Origin of the sequence: Mesorhizobium qingshengii, from assembly GCF_900103325.1 — a bacterium.
In the GTDB taxonomy this organism is placed as follows: Bacteria; Pseudomonadota; Alphaproteobacteria; order Rhizobiales; family Rhizobiaceae; genus Mesorhizobium; species Mesorhizobium qingshengii.
This window is the reverse complement of the sequence record NZ_FMXM01000012.1, coordinates 198,541-214,592: the sequence shown is the minus strand read 5'-3', so window position 1 is coordinate 214,592 and position 16,052 is coordinate 198,541. Positions and strand designations below refer to the sequence as shown.

The following is a 16,052-nucleotide window of genomic DNA, read 5'->3' as shown; positions in this document are numbered from 1 at the left end:
GCTGCATGTCGCCCAAAAGTGCCCTCGGTTTTGGGGTAACGACATGCACAAAAAATTATGGGAGATGGATCTCGTAGGCGTGCGAGAAATGGAATTCTTCGAGATTGGAGCCGTCGCCGCCACGGTCTACGATCAGGAAATCCTGCGTCTCGCCGATCGGCGTCAGCACGCCGTGCCAGAGATTGCGGGAATAGTTGATGCCTTGTCCGGGCGCGGTGATGAACGCGTGCGGCTCGCCCGGTCCCTCGTCGCCGTCATGGCAGACGACGACCAGGAACGGGCGCGGCGACAGCGGGATAAAGGCCTGGCTGCCAAGGGGGTGGCGCTCGACCATGCTCAGCTTCAGCGGCAATTCGTAAGGTTTGCCGCGCACCATCGAGATCAGCACGCGGGCGTTCGGCCCTGCCGCTTCCGCGGTGGCGAGATCGTGGTAGCGCTCGGCCTTGCCGCCATTGATAGGGTAGTGATTGCTGCCGCTCATGTCGATGACGTCGCCGAACTCGGCAAAGCTCTCGCGGGTCAGCGGCCGCGCGACGATGCGGGTCACCGCGTGCGATCCCCGAGGCCCGCCCCGCCGAGCTTGGCGTGCCGGTTGACGTCCTTGTAGAGCAGGTAGCGGAATTTCCCCGGGCCGCCGGCATAGCAGGCCTGCGGACAGAAGGCGCGCAGCCACATATAGTCGCCGGCCTCGACCTCGACCCAGTCCTGGTTGAGGCGATAGACCGCCTTGCCCTCCAGCACATAGAGGCCGTGCTCCATGACATGGGTCTCGGCGAAAGGAATGACGGCGCCCGGCTCGAGCGTGACGATGGTCATATGCATGTCATGGCGCAAATCGGCCGGATCGACGAAACGCGTCGTTGCCCAACGGCCTTCGGTGCCGGGCATCGGCGACGGCGCGATCTCTTGTTCGTTGGTGAAGAAGGCTTCAGGTGTCTCCAAGCCATCGACGGCTTCGTAGGCCTTGCGAATCCAGTGAAAGCGGACATCGGCCTTGCCTTCGTTGCGAACCGTCCAGCCGCTTGCCGGCGGCAGGAAGGCAAACCCGCCGGGCCTCAAACTATGCTTCTTGCCGGCGAGCAGAACCGTCAGTTCGCCCTCGACCACGAACAGGGCGCCCTCGGCGCCGGCATCGGGTTCCGGTCGCTCGCTGCCGCCGCCGGGCTCGACCTCGACGATGTATTGCGAGAACGTCTCGGCAAAACCGGACAGCGGTCGCGACAATATCCAGACGCGGGTCTTGTCCCAGAACGGCAAGGCGCTGGTGACGATGTCCTGCATCACCCCCCGGGGGATGACGGCATAAGCCTCGGTGAAGACGGCGCGCCCGGTCAGCAGCTCGTTCTGGCCGGAATGGCCGCCATGCGGCGCGTAATAGGTTCGCTCGGGCATCCTGATCGTATCCATGGGTTCAAACCTATTGTGGAAGCATGTCCTTGAGGCGGAGCAGCGCTATGCGCTCGACCTGTTTGCAGGCGGTCTCGAATTCGACGCCGCGACTGTTGCCGATGCGCGTTTCGAACTCCGCCAGGATTTCCTCCTTGGTCTTGCCCTTCACCGCGATGATGAAAGGGAAGCCGAAGGTGGTGACGTAGGCGGCATTGAGCTTGGAGAACAGTTCGCGCTCCTTGTCTGTCAGCGCGTCGAGGCCCGCCGAGGCCTGTTCCCTGGTCGATTCCGCCGTCAGCCGCTTGGCTTTTGCCAGTTTGCCGGCAAGGTCGGGATGGGCGTTGAGCACGCCGAGCCGCTCAATCTCGCTCGCGGCGCGGAAGATGCGGCAAAGCGCATTGTGCAGGCCGCCTGAGCTGTCGTGCGCCGGGCCCAGTTCCAGCTCATAGGCGCGTTCGGCGATCCATGGCGAATGCTCGAACACGCCGCCGAAGGTGTGAACGAAGGTCTCGAATTCCATCTTCGACGGACGCAGTTCCGCCGGCTGGTAAGGATTGACCTCTTGCCAGTGCTTGGCGATATCGATGCGTCGCGCCAGCCAGACCTTGTCGTGCGACTTCACATAGTCGACGAAGCGTTTCAGCGCCGCCACCCGGCCGGGCCGCCCGACGAGGCGGCAATGCAGGCCGATGTTCATCATGCGCGGCCGCCCTTCCTTGCCCTCGGCATAGAGCGTGTCGAAGCTGTCCTTCAGATAGGCGAAGAACTGGTCGCCCGAATTGAACCCTTGCGGCGTGGCGAAGCGCATGTCGTTGGCGTCGAGCGTATAGGGAATGATGAGCTGTGTGCCGCCCTCGTGCTCGAACCAATAAGGCAGTTCGTCGTCATAGGTGTCCGACACATAGTCGAAGCCGCCTTCTTCCGCCGCCAGCCGCACCGTGTTGACCGAGGTGCGGCCCGTGTACCAGCCGGTCGGGCGTGTCCCCGTCACCTCATAATGCAGCTTGATCGCCGCTTCGAGATCGCGGCGCTCGTCCTCGGCGCTGTGGTCGCGGTAGTCGATCCATTTCAACCCATGCGAAGCGATCTCCCAGTCGGCTTCCTGCATCGCCGTGACCTGGTCGGGCGACCGGGCGAGCGCGGTGGCGACGCCGTAGCAGGTTACGGGTACCTTGGCCTCGGTGAACAGGCGATGGAGCCGCCAGAAACCGGCGCGGGCGCCGTACTCGTAGATCGATTCCATGTTCCAGTGGCGCTGCCCCACCCAGGGTGCGGCGCCGACGATTTCCGACAGGAAGGCTTCCGAAGCCTTGTCGCCGTGCAGCACGCAGTTCTCGCCGCCTTCCTCGTAGTTGACGACGAACTGTACGGCGACATGCGCACCACCAGGCCATTTCGGATCCGGTGGATTGGCTCCGTAGCCGCGCATGTCCCGTTCGTAACGCATTGTCACTCCTGCCGGATATTGGGGTGAGGATAGTCGAAAGGATTGCCAGCGCATTCCCCCGAAAATTTTTGAAAGTGTTTTTGTCGCGCTCCGCTCGACCAGGACTTATGCATGGCCTTTAATTGGCGCACAATTCATCACTATGTTCGATTGTATCGGGCCAATTCGTTCATACTGGAAATGGGAGGCGGCCAATGGCAGAAACGTCGAAAGCCGATGGCGGGCGTCTGACGACCCATGTCCTCGACACGGCGACCGGCAAGCCGGCGGCGGGGCTGTCGATCGCGCTTTTTCACCTAAACGGCGACGCGCGGACACATCTGAAGACTGTTGTCACCAATGCCGATGGCCGTTGCGACGCGCCGCTGCTGGCGGGCGCGGAATTCCGCACCGGCGAATACGAACTGGTGTTCGCTGCCGGCGACTATCTGCGGCGGCAGGGAACAAAGCTGCCGGAGCCGGCCTTCCTTGACAGCGTGCCGATCCGCTTCGGCATGGCCGAGCCGGTGCACTACCATGTGCCGCTGCTCGTCTCGCCCTACGGCTATTCGACCTACAGGGGGAGCTGAGGCGTGGCCAAGGTCAATATCCGCAACGAAATCCGCTTCATCCTCAATGGCGAGGACGTCACGCTCGCAAAGGTGGCGCCCGACGAGACCTTGCTCGACTGGCTGCGGCTCAACCGGTCGCTGCGCGGCACCAAGGAAGGCTGCGCCGAAGGCGATTGCGGCGCCTGCACTGTCCTGGTCGGCAAGCTTTCGGCCAACGGGCCGGTCTATGAAAGTGTCAATGCCTGCATCCGCTTCCTCGGCTCGCTGGACGGTACCCATGTCGTGACCGTCGAGCACCTGCGTGGTGAGGCTGGCAAGCTGCACCCGGTGCAGCAGGCGATGGTCGATTGCCATGGCTCGCAATGCGGCTTCTGCACGCCGGGCTTCGTTATGTCGCTCTATGGCCTGTGGATGAAATCGCCCAACCCATCGAACGCCGCTATCGAAAAGGCCTTGCAGGGCAATCTCTGCCGTTGCACCGGCTACGAGGCGATCATGCGCGCGGCGCATGCCATCTCCAGCTACGGCAAGGCCGCGAAGGATCCGTTGGCGGTGGAGCGCAAGGCGATCACGGCAAGGCTCGAGGCTATGCATGACGGCGCGCGGGTCGAGATCGGCGCCGGCAAGGCGCGCCTCGTCGTGCCGGCCAACGTCGACGATTTCGCCGCCGTGCTCGACAAGGAACCCGGCGCCACCATCGTTGCCGGCTCGACCGATGTCGGCCTGTGGGTGACCAAGCACATGCGCGATATTTCTCCGGTGGTCTTCATCGGCGATCTCGACGGGCTTTGCACCATCTCGGAAGACAAGGGCGTTATCTCGATCGGCGCCGGCGTTACTTACACCGAAGCATTCTCGACGCTGGCCAAGCGCATCGCGGCGTTGGGGCCGCTGTTCGACCGCATCGGCGGCGAACAGGTCCGCAACATGGGCACCATCGGCGGCAACATCGCCAATGGTTCGCCGATCGGCGACACGCCGCCACCCTTGATCGCGCTCGGCGCGCGTCTGACGCTGCGCAAGGGCAAGAAGCGGCGCACGATCCCCTTGGAAACCTTCTTCATTGCCTATGGCAAGCAGGACCGCCTATCAGGCGAATTCGTCGAGGCGGTGCATGTGCCGGTGCCGGCCAAGGCAACGAAATTCGCTGTCTACAAGATCACCAAGCGCCGCGACGAGGACATCACGGCGGCACTCGGCGCTTTCTTCCTGTCACTGGCCAGGGACGGCACGGTCGCGGACGTCCGCATCGCCTATGGCGGCATGGCGGCGACGCCGAAGCGGGCGTCTTCTGTCGAAAAAACGCTGCTCGGCAAGCCATGGACCGAACAGACGGTCGAGGCGGCGATGGCGCAGTATGCCACGGATTTCACGCCGCTGACCGACATGCGGGCTTCGGCCGAATACCGGGCGCTGGCGGCGCGTAACCTTTTGCTGCGTTTCTTCGCCGAGACCAGCGGAACCAGGGCGCCGATCCAGGTTTCAAGGCACGAGGCGGCATGATGAACAAGCACGCCACCCCCAATATGAAGGCGCAGAAGATCGCCGGCGGCGTCGCCACCGATCAGCGTCATGACTCCGCGCACAAGCATGTCAGCGGCACCGCCGTCTATATCGACGACATGCCGGAACCTGCCGGCACGCTGCATGGCTGCCTCGGTCTTTCGGCTGCCGCGCACGCCACCATCACACGCATGGACCTTTCGGCGGTGCGTGCAGCCCCCGGAGTCGTCGACGTGCTGACGGCAAAGGACGTGCCGGGCGAGAATGACATTTCGCCGACCGGCCGCCACGACGAGCCGGTGCTCGCCGACGGTAAGGTCGAGTTCTTCGGCCAGCCGATCTTCTGCGTCATTGCCGAAACGCGCGAGCAGGCGCGACGTGCCACCAGGCTGGCCAAGGTCGAGTACAAGGAATTGCCTTTCGTCACCGACATCGGCGCGCTCGATCCGAAGAAGGGCAAGCTCGTCACGCCCCCACTCACGCTGAAGCGCGGCGATGCCGCTACAGCGATCCGTCAGGCGCCGCGCCGGCTGAAAGGAAAAATGCGCGTCGGTGGCCAGGAGCATTTCTATCTCGAGGGCCATATCGCCATGGCCGTTCCCGGCGAGGATCAGGACGTCACCATCTATTCCTCGACCCAGCATCCGAGCGAAATCCAGCACATGGTCAGCCATGCGCTCGGCGTGCCGAGCAACGCCATCACGGTGGAAATCCGCCGCATGGGCGGCGGTTTCGGCGGCAAGGAAACGCAAGGCAATCAGTTTGCCGCGCTTGCAGCCATCGCTGCCAAGAAACACCGTCGCGCCGTGAAAATCCGGCCCGACCGCGACGACGACATGATCGCCACCGGCAAGCGGCATGATTTCCTCATCGACTACGAGGTCGGCTTCGACGATGAAGGCAGCATTCTGGGCGTCGATTTCATGTTCGCCGCACGCTGCGGTTTCTCGGCGGATCTGTCGGGCCCGGTCACAGACCGCGCGCTATTCCACTGCGACAACACCTATTTCTGGCCGGCGGTGCATGCCCAGTCGGCGCCGCTCTACACCAACACCGTGTCGAACACCGCCTTTCGTGGGTTCGGCGGTCCGCAAGGCATGGTCGGTGCCGAACGCGTCATCGACGAAGTGGCCTTTGCCGTCGGCAAGGACCCGCTCGAGATCCGCAAGAAGAACTTTTATGGCACCTCGGACCGCAACATCACGCCCTACCATCAGACGGTCGAGGACAACATCATCCAGCGCATCGTCGCCGAGCTGGAGGAAAGCGCCAGCTATGCGCGGCGGCGACGCGAGATATCGGCCTTCAACGCCAACAGCCGCTTCATCAAGCGCGGGCTGGCGCTGACGCCGGTCAAGTTCGGCATCTCGTTCACGGCCACGCACTACAATCAGGCCGGCGCGCTGGTGCATGTCTACAACGACGGTTCGGTGCATCTGAACCATGGCGGCACCGAGATGGGGCAAGGCCTCTACGTCAAGGTGGCACAGGTGGTGGCGGAAGAATTCCAGATCGACCTCGACCAGGTGAAGATCACCGCGACCACCACCGGCAAGGTGCCGAACACCTCGGCCACGGCGGCGTCGTCCGGCACCGACCTCAACGGCATGGCGGCGCAGAATGGCGCCCGCCAGATCAAGGATAGGCTGACCGATTTCGCCGCTGAAAAATACCAGGTGCCGCGCGACCAGGTGCTATTCCTACCCAACCGGGTGCGCATCGGTAACCAGGAGATCGCTTTCGCCGACCTCGTCAAGCAGGCCTACATGGCCCGCATCCAGCTCTCAGCAGCGGGCTTCTACAAGACGCCGAAAATCCACTGGAACCGCGACAAGGGCGAGGGCCGTCCCTTCTACTATTTCGCCTATGGAGCTTCGTGCTCGGAAGTCTCGGTCGACACGCTGACCGGCGAGTACATGGTCGAGCGCACCGATATCCTGCACGAGACCGGCCGCTCGCTGAACCGCGCCATCGACCTTGGCCAGGTCGAGGGCGGCTTCATCCAGGGTATGGGCTGGCTTACCACCGAGGAACTGTGGTGGGACGAGAGGGGCCGGCTGCGCACCCACGCGCCGTCGACCTACAAGATCCCGCTCGCCTCCGACCGACCGAAGATCTTCAACGTGACCTTGGCCGACTGGCCGGAAGCAAGCGAGCCGACGATCCACCGCTCCAAGGCGGTCGGCGAGCCGCCCTTCCCGCTCGGCATGTCGGTGCTGCATGCGCTGTCGGACGCGGTGGCGAGCGTCGCCGACCACAAGATCTGTCCGCGCCTTGATGCCCCCGCGACACCCGAACGCGTGCTGATGGCGATCGAGCGGCTGAAAGGCGAGGCCAAGGCCTGAGGCTGGCAGAACGTGCAATTCAGACCGAAAAAGCCTATGTTTCCCTCACGGGAATGCGAATGATGAACTCGAAAGTGCAGAGTCTGAAAGACTTCCTTGCTGGTCAAGGCCGCATCGCTTTGGTCGAAGTGGCGGGCACCAGAGGCTCGACACCGCGCGAGAAGGGCGCCTTCATGCTCGTCTCGCAAGCGGCGATCTTTGGCACCATCGGCGGCGGCCAGCTCGAATACATGGCCATCGACAAGGCACGGCAGATGCTTTTCTCCTCCCCAAGAGGGCGGGATAGCCGCATCGAGGTTGGGGAGGTCTGCGCGACGCTCGACGTGCCGCTCGGCCCCGAGATCGGCCAGTGCTGCGGCGGGCGCGTCGAAGTCCTGATCCGGCTCGTCGATGCCGCACGTGCAGCCGATTTGATTGCTGCGGCGGAGGCCGAAGAGGCACATCTGCCGCATGTCTACATCTTCGGCGGTGGTCATGTCGGTCAGGCGTTGGCCTCGACCATCGCACTTCTTCCGGTGCACGGCGTCGTCATCGAGACGCGGGCCGAGGCGCTGGAAGGCATGCCGGAAACCATCGAGACGCGGTTGACGCCGATGCCTGAGGCCGAGCTGCGAAACGCTCCGGCCGGTTCCGCATTCGCCATCCTCACCCACGACCACGCGCTGGATTTCCTGATTGTCGCCGAAGCCTTGAAACGCGGCGACACCGCCTATGTCGGCATGATCGGCTCGAAGACCAAGAAAGCCACCTTCAGGAACTGGTTCCTGAAATCGGCGGATGGCAGCGAAGTGGAGTTCGCCCGCCTCGTCTCGCCGATCGGCGGAGATGGCGTCAAGGACAAGCGCCCGCAAGTCATCGCGGCGCTCGCGGCCGCCGAGATCATGACGGCGCTGGTCGCTCACACAGCCGCGTCAAATGCCGACCTTCAGGCGCCGTGTGACAAGGTGACAGCCGGCTAACCTCATCGGTCAGGTCACAGCTGCTCATCGATTTCTTCGGTTCTCAAATCACCTGGGAAGGTGTTTCCTGCGCGCTTTGGCAGTACGAGGTGGAAGCAGATGGACGTACTGAAAATCGCGGCCTTTTCGGATGGCGATGCCGGCGGCAATCCCGCCGGAGTCCTGATAGGCGATGTCTTGCCCGATGCAGCCGCGATGCAGCGCATGGCGGCCGAAGTCGGGTTCTCGGAAACCGCCTTTGCCGCGCCCGACGGCAATGGCTGGCGGGTCCGCTATTTCTCGCCGGAATCGGAAGTTCCCTTCTGCGGCCATGCCACCATCGCCCTCGGTGCGGCGCTGGTCGGGCAGTTTGGCGATGGGATTTTCCCGTTGACCCTCAACCAGGCGAGCATCACCGTCGAAGGGTTCCGTGATGGCGCGAACGTCGCCGCCGCCCTGCAGTCTCCGCCGACACGCAGCAAGCCGGCGCCGCCGGAACTGATTGCCGAGGCACTGGCGCTGTTCAGTTACACTTCAGGCGATCTCGACCCCGCCATTCCACCGGCCTTGATCCATGGCGGCGCGGACCATCTTGTGCTGGTGCTCACGTCGCGCGAGGCGCTGGCCGCCATGCGCTACGATCTGAAAACCGGACAAGCCCTGATGCGGCGCGAAGGGCTGGTGACGATCTTGCTCGCCCATGCCGAAACGCCTCGGCTGTTCCACACGCGCAATCCGTTCGCCTCCGGTGGCGTGTATGAGGACCCGGCAACGGGAGCGTCGACGGCCGCCTTCGCCGGCTATCTGCGCGACATTGGCTGGCCGCATGGCGGTGCGATAGATATCGTGCAGGGCGAGGACATGGGCATGCGCTCGCGTTTGCATGCCGACATTCCGCCGACGCCGGGCAGCTCGATCAGGGTCTCGGGCACCGCCCGGATGATGCATCCCTGAGCCGATTTCGCCCCTGGCTCAGAACAATCGGATTGCAACCTGGCCAATGATCCGATCTTCTGGGGAGCGGCTGCTTTCGTCAGCGCAGCCCTAGCCACGGTGAGTGTCCGCATTTGGCAGACGGCTTCGATCCCCAGGCTTCGCTGGTCATGGATGGCCTGCAATACTGCAACTGGTCGCGCGCGATTTTCGAGGAGATGCGCGACGGCGGTGTCGACGTGGTCCATGCGACGATCGCCTACCACGAGAACTTCCGCGAGACGGTCGACCGCATCATTGCCTGGGACCGGCGCTTTGCCGACAATGCCGATCTGATCGTCAAGGCGTCGAGCCTTGCCGACATCGCCGCAGCCAGGCAAAGCGGACGCACGGCGATCCTGTTCGGCGTGCAGAATCCGTCGCCGATTGAGGCCCATCTCGGGCTTGTTTCCATTCTCTACGATCTTGGCCTGCGCTTCATGCAGCTGACCTACAACAACCAGTCGCTGCTCGGGACCGGCTGGCAGGAGAGCTACGATGGCGGCCTGACCCGGATGGGCCGGGAAGTGGTGCGGGAAATGAACCGCCTCGGCATGGTCATCGACATGTCGCATGCCGGCGAAGCCACCACACTCGATGCCATCGAGGCTTCCAACGCGCCGGTCGCGGTCACGCACGCCAATCCGCGCTGGTGGCGCGATACGGCCCGAAACGTCTCCGACAGGGTGATCGACGCGCTCGCCGCCAATGACGGCATGCTGGGCCTGTCGCTGTATCCGCATCATCTGGCCGGCGGCAGTGCCTGCACGCTCGAGGCCTTCTGCGCGATGACAGCTAGACTTGCCGGACAGATCGGCGTGGATCGGATCGGCATCGGTTCCGACCTTTGTCAGGGCCACGACGATTCGGTGATCAGATGGATGCGCAACGGACGCTGGACGCTTGCGTCGGCCGACAATCCGAACGGGCCGGCGGTGCTGCCAGCCCAACCGGCGTGGTTTTCGTCCAATCGGGACTTTCCAGGCATTCGCACCGGCCTGCTGCGGGCGGGGTTCTCGCCAACCGAAGCCGACGGCATCATGGGCGGGAATTGGGTACGGCTGATGCAACGGGTGTTTCGCGGCGAAAAATCTTCAGGCGCCTCACCGTGAACACCATCGCCCTGCGGCCGCCTGACGTCGTCATGCGGCTGGACCGCATGGGGGCCTCGCATCCGACGCGGTTGAGCTTCCTGCGGGCAATGATGCGGCAAGCCGAACGGGAAGCATGGAAAGTCGCGCCTGCTGCGTGGGAACTCGATAACGACGGTTTCGGCCATGCGGTCATCCGGGTCGACATGCCGATGCGAACCTATTCGCTGGTCGCCTTTTCGACGCCGCTGGCCGATGCCATGCGCACCGACCGGGTCATCGCCGAGGCGTGGGACACCAGCTACGTGCTCTATGACGGCGTGCCCGACGCGGCCGAGATCGCGCGGCTCGCCGCCAATGTGCCGCTCCAGGAAGCGGGACGATTCAGTGAACGCGACTTGATCCTGTCGCGCGCCAACAAGAGCGTCAGGCTGTTTGCCCATGTCGTCGAAAGGCTGGCCGAAGGCCGTCAGCCCGACGCCGTCCAGATCGAAAATGTCGGCTATCTGATGCGCACCACGGCGGTCTACGGCAATGGCAAGTTCGGCATTGCCGACCGCGACCGCATTTCGCAAAGACCGGAATTTGCCGGACCGTTCCGTGCAGAAATGCTGACCGTCTGGCTCATCCGATCCTTCACCATCGCGCTGGCCGAACACATGGCCCGACGGCGCGCGCCCGGTCGCGCTGCGATGCTCGATCCTGAATTGCGCCGCCAACTCGGTGTTGGCAATTCCACCGGCCTCGGCATGGCGCCGTTTCTGGTGCGCCATCCCTTCCTGCTGCACCGCTGGATGCTGGCGCGCGAGACGGCGCTGGCGCGCGTCCGCTCGCTGGCGGCGGCCGACCGCGGCAGCATTGACGGGTTTCTCGCAGCCCTGGCCGCGATGCAGGACAACATCCGCCGCTGGAAGACGGAAGATACGGCGCAGGGGGCAGCGCTTCTGCGGCTGGCGGCCGACTGCGATCAAATCAGCGGTAAGGCCGGTAGCATTCTGGCTGGCGAAGCCCAGCCCTGGGAAGCTCTTTATCGCTTCGCCGAGCAGAACCTGTCGCTCGAAGGGCAGGAAGCGATGGTCGCCCTGATGCTGGAGCCGCACGGCGCGCTGGTCGACGAACTCGCCGACACCATGGCTTGTGACGAGGCGGCGGTCTACCGGATCGATGGCGCCATGAGCTGCGGCGCGCTGCGCGGGCTGATCGAAACGCACTATGGCTGGGCTCTGGCCTACGACTTCGGCTCGGCCGAAGCCGATGCTCGCTTCTGGTATGTTTCCGAGGAAAAGCTCGAGCCACGCCTTGGCGAGCGGCACAGCGAGCCGGGTGCCGAACGCGAGCAGCCGCTGGCGGTGGCTCGCGACATCTGCCGTCTGGCCGCCGTGCTGGAGGCCGAGCCGTCGGAGAGCCCGGTCGCGAACCTGCTGCTGGGGCAGCCGCAATGGCGCCACGTCGTGCGCCGGGTGCAACTGGCCGCCGGCAATCCCTACACGGAAATCCGCGGCAATCTGATCGATGCAACGATGCGGCCGATCGACCTGCTGCGCTCGAAGCTCGCCTTCTTCGGCGCCAGTCGCTTCGATCCGCGTTCCGACCGATGGCTGCGCATCTCGTTGTTTGCGGGCGCGCCCTTTCCCGAGGACATTGTCGCGCGGAAGCCGGCCAGGGCGATATCGTGATCGAGCTGTCGCTGAACGAGGTCGAGATGCTGGCGGCGAAGGCCGCGCGCGGCGCCGGTTTCAATTGGGGACCTTGTGACGACATCGGCAAATGCGCCAGGGCGCTTGCCGCCGGCGGGCTGCCCTGGGCACCGTCCCTGCTGGCACTGGCGCGGGATAGTCCGTCCCTGGCCGCGCCAACTCTGTCGTTCCCGGCAGAGGCGGGATCGGCGATTTCGGCGCCCACCGATGGTTCTTGCCTTTGCCCAATCCGTACCGGGGCGCTGATCGCGGATAGGCCCGGCCTGCTCATGGGCCATCCGCTGCGGATCGACCGGGTGGCCCATCCCCTATGGCTGGTCGGCTTCGCCGCGCTCTGGGATGTGCGGGTGCACGTGTCGTGGAGGGGCGCGTGCGCGGATGTCGCTGGCGGCGCCATCGCCGCAAAAGCCGGCGACGCCGGCTGGCTGGCGCCGGATGCCGACGTCACGATAAGCGGTGGCCCGGACGACGTTCGGGAGCCGGACCGGCGCCGACGTGCCAGCATCGATCCCACGGTTTTCGAAGCACTCGGCGCCATGGCGGCGAGAACCTACGTGCCGGCTTCGGCCAGTTCCCGAGCCACCGGCGCCGGCGGCAGCAGGACCGATGACGAATGACAAGACTTGACGATGAGCGGCGCGCGCGCCGTAATGATGGACAGTTCAGCCAGACCGGAAAGGGCAAGGGCATGAACGTCAAGGCCGCGATGCCAGTGATCTCGATGCGCGGGGCGGGTTACTACTCGTCCAACACGGTCGGGGCCAAGGCGGTGATCGACCGTGCCGGCGATCTTGTCGCCGGGGCCATCGCCGCCATGCAGCCGCTCGCCGGAGGAGTGCCGTTTACAGTGGCCGATTTCGGCGCCGCCGACGGCGGCACATCGCTTGACCTGATGCGCCGGATCGTTGGCCTCGTCCGCGCCAGGGAACCGGATCGCGAGATTGCGATCACCTATACCGACCTGCCGCACAATGATTTCGCCGCTCTGTTCCGGCTGACCCAGGGCCTGCTCGGCGCGCCGACCGATGCGCCGCTGGCGGGCATGCCTGATGTCTACATCTTCGGCAGCGGCACCAGTTTCTATCGTCAGATTCTGGCCAGCGGTACGCTGTCGCTCGGCTTTTCGGCCACCGCCATGCACTGGCTGAGCAGCCGGCCGACAATGATCGCCGATCATGTGCAGGCGGTCGGCGCGACGCCGCGGGAGCAGGCGCGGTTCCGCGCCCAGGCCATGGCCGACTGGGAGACCATCCTGCTCCACCGCGCCCGCGAATTGCGGCCCGGCGGCAGGCTGGTGCTGGCCAATTTCTGCGTCGACGAGGAAGGCCGCTATCTCGGCAACACTGGCGGCGTCAACATGTTCGACACCTTTGCCAGGCACTGGCGCGAACTGCACGCGTCTGGCCGGATCAGTGCCGCCGAATACCGCAACGCCACCTTCCAGCAATTTTACAAGAGCAAGGTGGAATTCGCGGCACCCTTCGCCGACGCGAACTCGGCGGTCTCGCGGGCCGGCTTGCGGCTCGACCATGTCTCCACCACCGTGACGGCTTGCCCCTACGCAGCCGATTTTCGCCGCCACGGAGACGCTGCTCGCTTCGCTGAAGCCTATGTGCCGACCTTGCGCTCATGGTCGGAAACGGTGTTTGCCGGCGCTCTGGATCCGTCGCGTCCAGCGGACGAGCGGGCCGCCATCGTCGATGATTTCTATGGCGCCTATCAGGCCGAAGTGGCGCGCGCCCCGCAGGGGCACGCCATGGATTACGTCCACTGCTTCATGGTCATCAGCAAGGCGTCGTGAGCGCTCGTCGCGCTATAGCGGTCGTTTCAACCCGAGATGCTCGCGCAGCGTACGGCCATCATAATCCTTGCGGAACAGCCCGCGCCGCTGCAGTTCCGGCACGACCAGTGTGGCAAAGGCATCGAGTTCGCCGGGGAAGTAAGAGGGTATGACGTTGAACCCGTCGGCCGCGCCTCCCTCGAATCGCGCCTGCAACGCGTCGGCGACCTGGACCGCTGTTCCGGCGATGCGCCAATGGCCACGCGCGCCGGCGAAATGGCGGGCCAACTGGCGAATGGAAAGGTTGTCGCGGCGCGACTGCTCGATGACCAGCGCTTGCCGGCTCTGCATGCCCTCGGTCGCCGGCAACTCCGGCAGCGGCCCGTCAATCGGATAGCGCCACAGGTCGGCGATGCTGAGATAGCTGGACAGCAGCGCCACGCCGACATCATCGGGGATCAGTTCCTGCAATTCCTCGTATTTTTCCCGGGCTTCCGCTTCCGTTTCCGCCACCACGGGCGCGACGCCCGGCATGATCTTGATGTCGTCCCGCTCGCGCCCATAGGCCGCCAGACGCCCCTTGAGATCGTCGTAGAAGGCCTTCGCTTCCTCGAAAGTCTGCGCCGCCGTGAACACCACGTCGGCGGTGCGGGCGGCAAGGTCGCGGCCCACATCCGAGGCGCCAGCCTGCACCATGACCGGCGCGCCCTGGGGCGAACGCGGCAGGTCGAGCGGGTCCCGAACCGAAAAGCTCTGGCCATCGTGACCACCGGATCCGGAAGCCCCGTCGAGCTTGCCGTGCCAAAGCCCGGTCACCACTTCGGCGAATTCCCTCGCCCGTTCATAGCGGTCGGCGTGTGGGCGCAAGCCGGTCGAGCCGAAATTGGCGGCTTCGATCTGGCTGGCTGATGTAACCAGGTTCCAGCCGGCACGGCCGCCGCTCAGATGGTCGAGCGACAGGAAGGTCCGCGCCAGCCCGTAAGGCTCGTTGTAGCTTGTCGAGGCGGTGGAGACGAGACCGATGCGGCTGGTCTGAACGGCGAGAGCCGACAGCAGGCTGATCGGCTCGAAACCGATCGAGCGTGACGTCTGGCTGGCGATGCCGACATTGGCCTCGCGCAGGCCGGCGGCGTCCTCGCAGAACAGCAGGTCGAATTTCGCCGCTTCCGCCGTGCGCGCCAGCCGGATGTAGTGGTCAATGTCGATGCCGGCGGTCACATGTGCCTTCGGGTGACGCCAGGCGGCGATGTGGTGGCCTGTCGCCCATAGGAAGGCGCCGAGCTTCATCTGGCGAGTCATTGGTCGCCTCCGCCGGCAAGTCCGAGATGCGAGCGCAACGTTGTCCCGCGATAGCCCGCTCGAAAGAGGCCACGTCGCCGCAGCTCCGGCAAAACCAGATCGACCAAGTCGTCGAGCGCTGAAAGCTGTGCCGGCATCAGGATGTTGAACCCGTCGCAGCTTGTCGAGTGGAACTGTTCCTCCAACCTGTCGGCGAGGGCGGCCGGCTTCCCGCCGGTGACGGGCGAGACGTTTATCAGCACCTTCACGGCATCCGGGTCCCGCCCACGGGCGGCGACGCGGCGCCTCAGATCGTCATGGCGTGCCTTGGTGTCTTCCGCCGACCGTTCGTCCAGCAGGATGACATCAGCGGTGCGGGCGGCGACATACAGGTCGTGCTCCGAGAAGCCGGACAGCACCAGCACCGGCATGTCCTGCGGTGATCGCGCGACGTTCAGCGGCCCGCGCACGGAGAAGAATTCGCCCTTGTGGTCAAGCAGATGCATCTTTTCGGGATCGTGGAAGCGGCCGCCGCCTTTGTCGAACAACAGCGCGTCTGCGTCCCAGCCCTGCCATAAGCCTTGAACGATGCCGATATATTCCTCCGTGCGGCGGCGAAAATCGGCTGATGAAAACCCCTCCGGCCGGCTGAAATTGGCCGCTTCGCGTGGCGCCTGCACCATCGTCGCATGCCAGCCGGCGCGGCCGTGGCTGATAATGTCGAGCGAGGCGAAACGGCGTGCCAGATTGTAGGGCTGGTGGGCGATCGTCGAGGCCATTGCGACGAGGCCGATCCTGCTTGTCACCGTCGCCAGGGCGGCCAGCAAGGTCGTCGCCTCGAAGGGCACCTGTCGGTTCGCCGCATCGCTGCTGGAAGCCGGCGCGGCATCGGCAAGCAGCACCATGTCCAGGCCGGCGGCTTCGGCCTTTTGCGCAAACCGCGCCAGACGATCGAATTCCGGCTCGGGTGATGGATCGGCGGTTCCCGAAAACAGCGACACGGCAAGATGCATTGTGGCGCCGTTGTCCATCGATGGTCCCTGCAAGACGACATACGTCCG

At 64.7% G+C, this 16,052-nt stretch carries 14 protein-coding genes; 9 read left to right on the top strand and 5 right to left on the bottom strand.

From position 1 onward, the window contains the following. Nucleotides 1-55: 55 nt before the first annotated feature. From BLS48_RS20130 to puuE, 3 genes are read right to left on the bottom strand one after another with little or no spacing between them, the layout of a single operon-like run. Nucleotides 56-547, bottom strand: a complete 492-nt coding sequence (locus tag BLS48_RS20130; protein ID WP_091581020.1) for an ureidoglycolate lyase — start codon at nt 545-547, stop codon at nt 56-58. Next, nucleotides 544-1,407, bottom strand: a complete 864-nt coding sequence (locus BLS48_RS20125) for a bifunctional allantoicase/(S)-ureidoglycine aminohydrolase (protein ID WP_091581017.1) — start codon at nt 1,405-1,407, stop codon at nt 544-546. Before BLS48_RS20125 ends, BLS48_RS20130 begins: the two co-directional genes overlap by 4 nt. A 10-nt stretch (nt 1,408-1,417) precedes the next feature. Further along, a complete protein-coding gene (gene puuE / locus BLS48_RS20120; RefSeq protein WP_091581015.1) occupies nt 1,418-2,836 on the bottom strand; it encodes an allantoinase PuuE in 1,419 nt (472 codons plus the stop codon). A 194-nt stretch (nt 2,837-3,030) separates the two neighbouring features. On the opposite strand from puuE, the gene uraH reads away from it, so the two are divergent. From uraH to BLS48_RS20075, 9 genes are all read left to right on the top strand, one after another. Then, nucleotides 3,031-3,405 (top strand): hydroxyisourate hydrolase, encoded by a 375-nt coding sequence (uraH, locus tag BLS48_RS20115; RefSeq protein WP_091581012.1) that lies wholly within the window; start codon nt 3,031-3,033, stop codon nt 3,403-3,405. A gap of 3 nt (nt 3,406-3,408) precedes the next feature. Further along, nucleotides 3,409-4,890, top strand: a complete 1,482-nt coding sequence (gene xdhA / locus BLS48_RS20110) for a xanthine dehydrogenase small subunit (protein WP_091581010.1) — start codon at nt 3,409-3,411, stop codon at nt 4,888-4,890. Then, nucleotides 4,890-7,235 carry a xanthine dehydrogenase molybdopterin binding subunit gene (gene xdhB, locus BLS48_RS20105; RefSeq protein WP_091581111.1) on the top strand — a complete coding sequence of 782 codons (2,346 nt, stop codon included), beginning with the start codon at nt 4,890-4,892 and terminating at the stop codon, nt 7,233-7,235. Before xdhA ends, xdhB begins: the two co-directional genes overlap by 1 nt. A 62-nt stretch (nt 7,236-7,297) precedes the next feature. Next, nucleotides 7,298-8,194 carry a xanthine dehydrogenase accessory protein XdhC gene (gene xdhC, locus BLS48_RS20100; protein WP_091581108.1) on the top strand — a complete coding sequence of 299 codons (897 nt, stop codon included), beginning with the start codon at nt 7,298-7,300 and terminating at the stop codon, nt 8,192-8,194. A 99-nt stretch (nt 8,195-8,293) separates the two neighbouring features. Further along, nucleotides 8,294-9,127 (top strand): PhzF family phenazine biosynthesis protein, encoded by an 834-nt coding sequence (locus BLS48_RS20095; RefSeq protein ID WP_091581007.1) that lies wholly within the window; start codon nt 8,294-8,296, stop codon nt 9,125-9,127. 113 nt (nt 9,128-9,240) lie between these two features. Further along, nucleotides 9,241-10,257: a membrane dipeptidase gene (locus tag BLS48_RS20090; protein ID WP_208604646.1), complete on the top strand. Its 1,017-nt coding sequence runs from the start codon at nt 9,241-9,243 to the stop codon at nt 10,255-10,257. Further along, complete coding sequence (locus tag BLS48_RS20085; RefSeq protein WP_244529709.1) at nt 10,254-11,912, top strand: hypothetical protein; 1,659 nt, start codon at nt 10,254-10,256, stop codon at nt 11,910-11,912. The genes BLS48_RS20090 and BLS48_RS20085 overlap by 4 nt, the downstream gene beginning before the upstream one ends. Further along, nucleotides 11,909-12,550 carry a DUF3726 domain-containing protein gene (locus BLS48_RS20080; RefSeq protein WP_167365161.1) on the top strand — a complete coding sequence of 214 codons (642 nt, stop codon included), beginning with the start codon at nt 11,909-11,911 and terminating at the stop codon, nt 12,548-12,550. The genes BLS48_RS20085 and BLS48_RS20080 overlap by 4 nt, the downstream gene beginning before the upstream one ends. Then, a complete protein-coding gene (locus BLS48_RS20075; RefSeq protein WP_208604645.1) occupies nt 12,547-13,734 on the top strand; it encodes a class I SAM-dependent methyltransferase in 1,188 nt (395 codons plus the stop codon). The genes BLS48_RS20080 and BLS48_RS20075 overlap by 4 nt, the downstream gene beginning before the upstream one ends. A gap of 12 nt (nt 13,735-13,746) precedes the next feature. On the opposite strand, the gene BLS48_RS20070 is transcribed toward BLS48_RS20075, so the two are convergent. After that, on the bottom strand, nt 13,747-15,012 hold the full coding sequence (locus tag BLS48_RS20070; protein ID WP_091580998.1) for an LLM class flavin-dependent oxidoreductase: 1,266 nt from the start codon (nt 15,010-15,012) through the stop codon (nt 13,747-13,749). Continuing rightward, nucleotides 15,009-16,022, bottom strand: coding sequence for an LLM class flavin-dependent oxidoreductase (locus tag BLS48_RS20065; RefSeq protein ID WP_091580995.1), 1,014 nt, complete (start codon nt 16,020-16,022; stop codon nt 15,009-15,011). The genes BLS48_RS20070 and BLS48_RS20065 overlap by 4 nt, the downstream gene beginning before the upstream one ends. Nucleotides 16,023-16,052 lie beyond the last annotated feature (30 nt).

Coding starts and splice junctions, on each gene's coding strand:
- BLS48_RS20125 (WP_091581017.1), bottom strand. CDS start 1,407: ATGGATACGATCAGGATGCCCGAGCGAACCTATTACGCGCCGCATGGC.
- puuE (WP_091581015.1), bottom strand. CDS start 2,836: ATGCGTTACGAACGGGACATGCGCGGCTACGGAGCCAATCCACCGGAT.
- uraH (WP_091581012.1), top strand. CDS start 3,031: ATGGCAGAAACGTCGAAAGCCGATGGCGGGCGTCTGACGACCCATGTC.
- xdhB (WP_091581111.1), top strand. CDS start 4,890: ATGAACAAGCACGCCACCCCCAATATGAAGGCGCAGAAGATCGCCGGC.
- xdhC (WP_091581108.1), top strand. CDS start 7,298: ATGAACTCGAAAGTGCAGAGTCTGAAAGACTTCCTTGCTGGTCAAGGC.
- BLS48_RS20095 (WP_091581007.1), top strand. CDS start 8,294: ATGGACGTACTGAAAATCGCGGCCTTTTCGGATGGCGATGCCGGCGGC.
- BLS48_RS20075 (WP_208604645.1), top strand. CDS start 12,547: ATGACAAGACTTGACGATGAGCGGCGCGCGCGCCGTAATGATGGACAG.
- BLS48_RS20070 (WP_091580998.1), bottom strand. CDS start 15,012: ATGACTCGCCAGATGAAGCTCGGCGCCTTCCTATGGGCGACAGGCCAC.
- BLS48_RS20065 (WP_091580995.1), bottom strand. CDS start 16,022: ATGGACAACGGCGCCACAATGCATCTTGCCGTGTCGCTGTTTTCGGGA.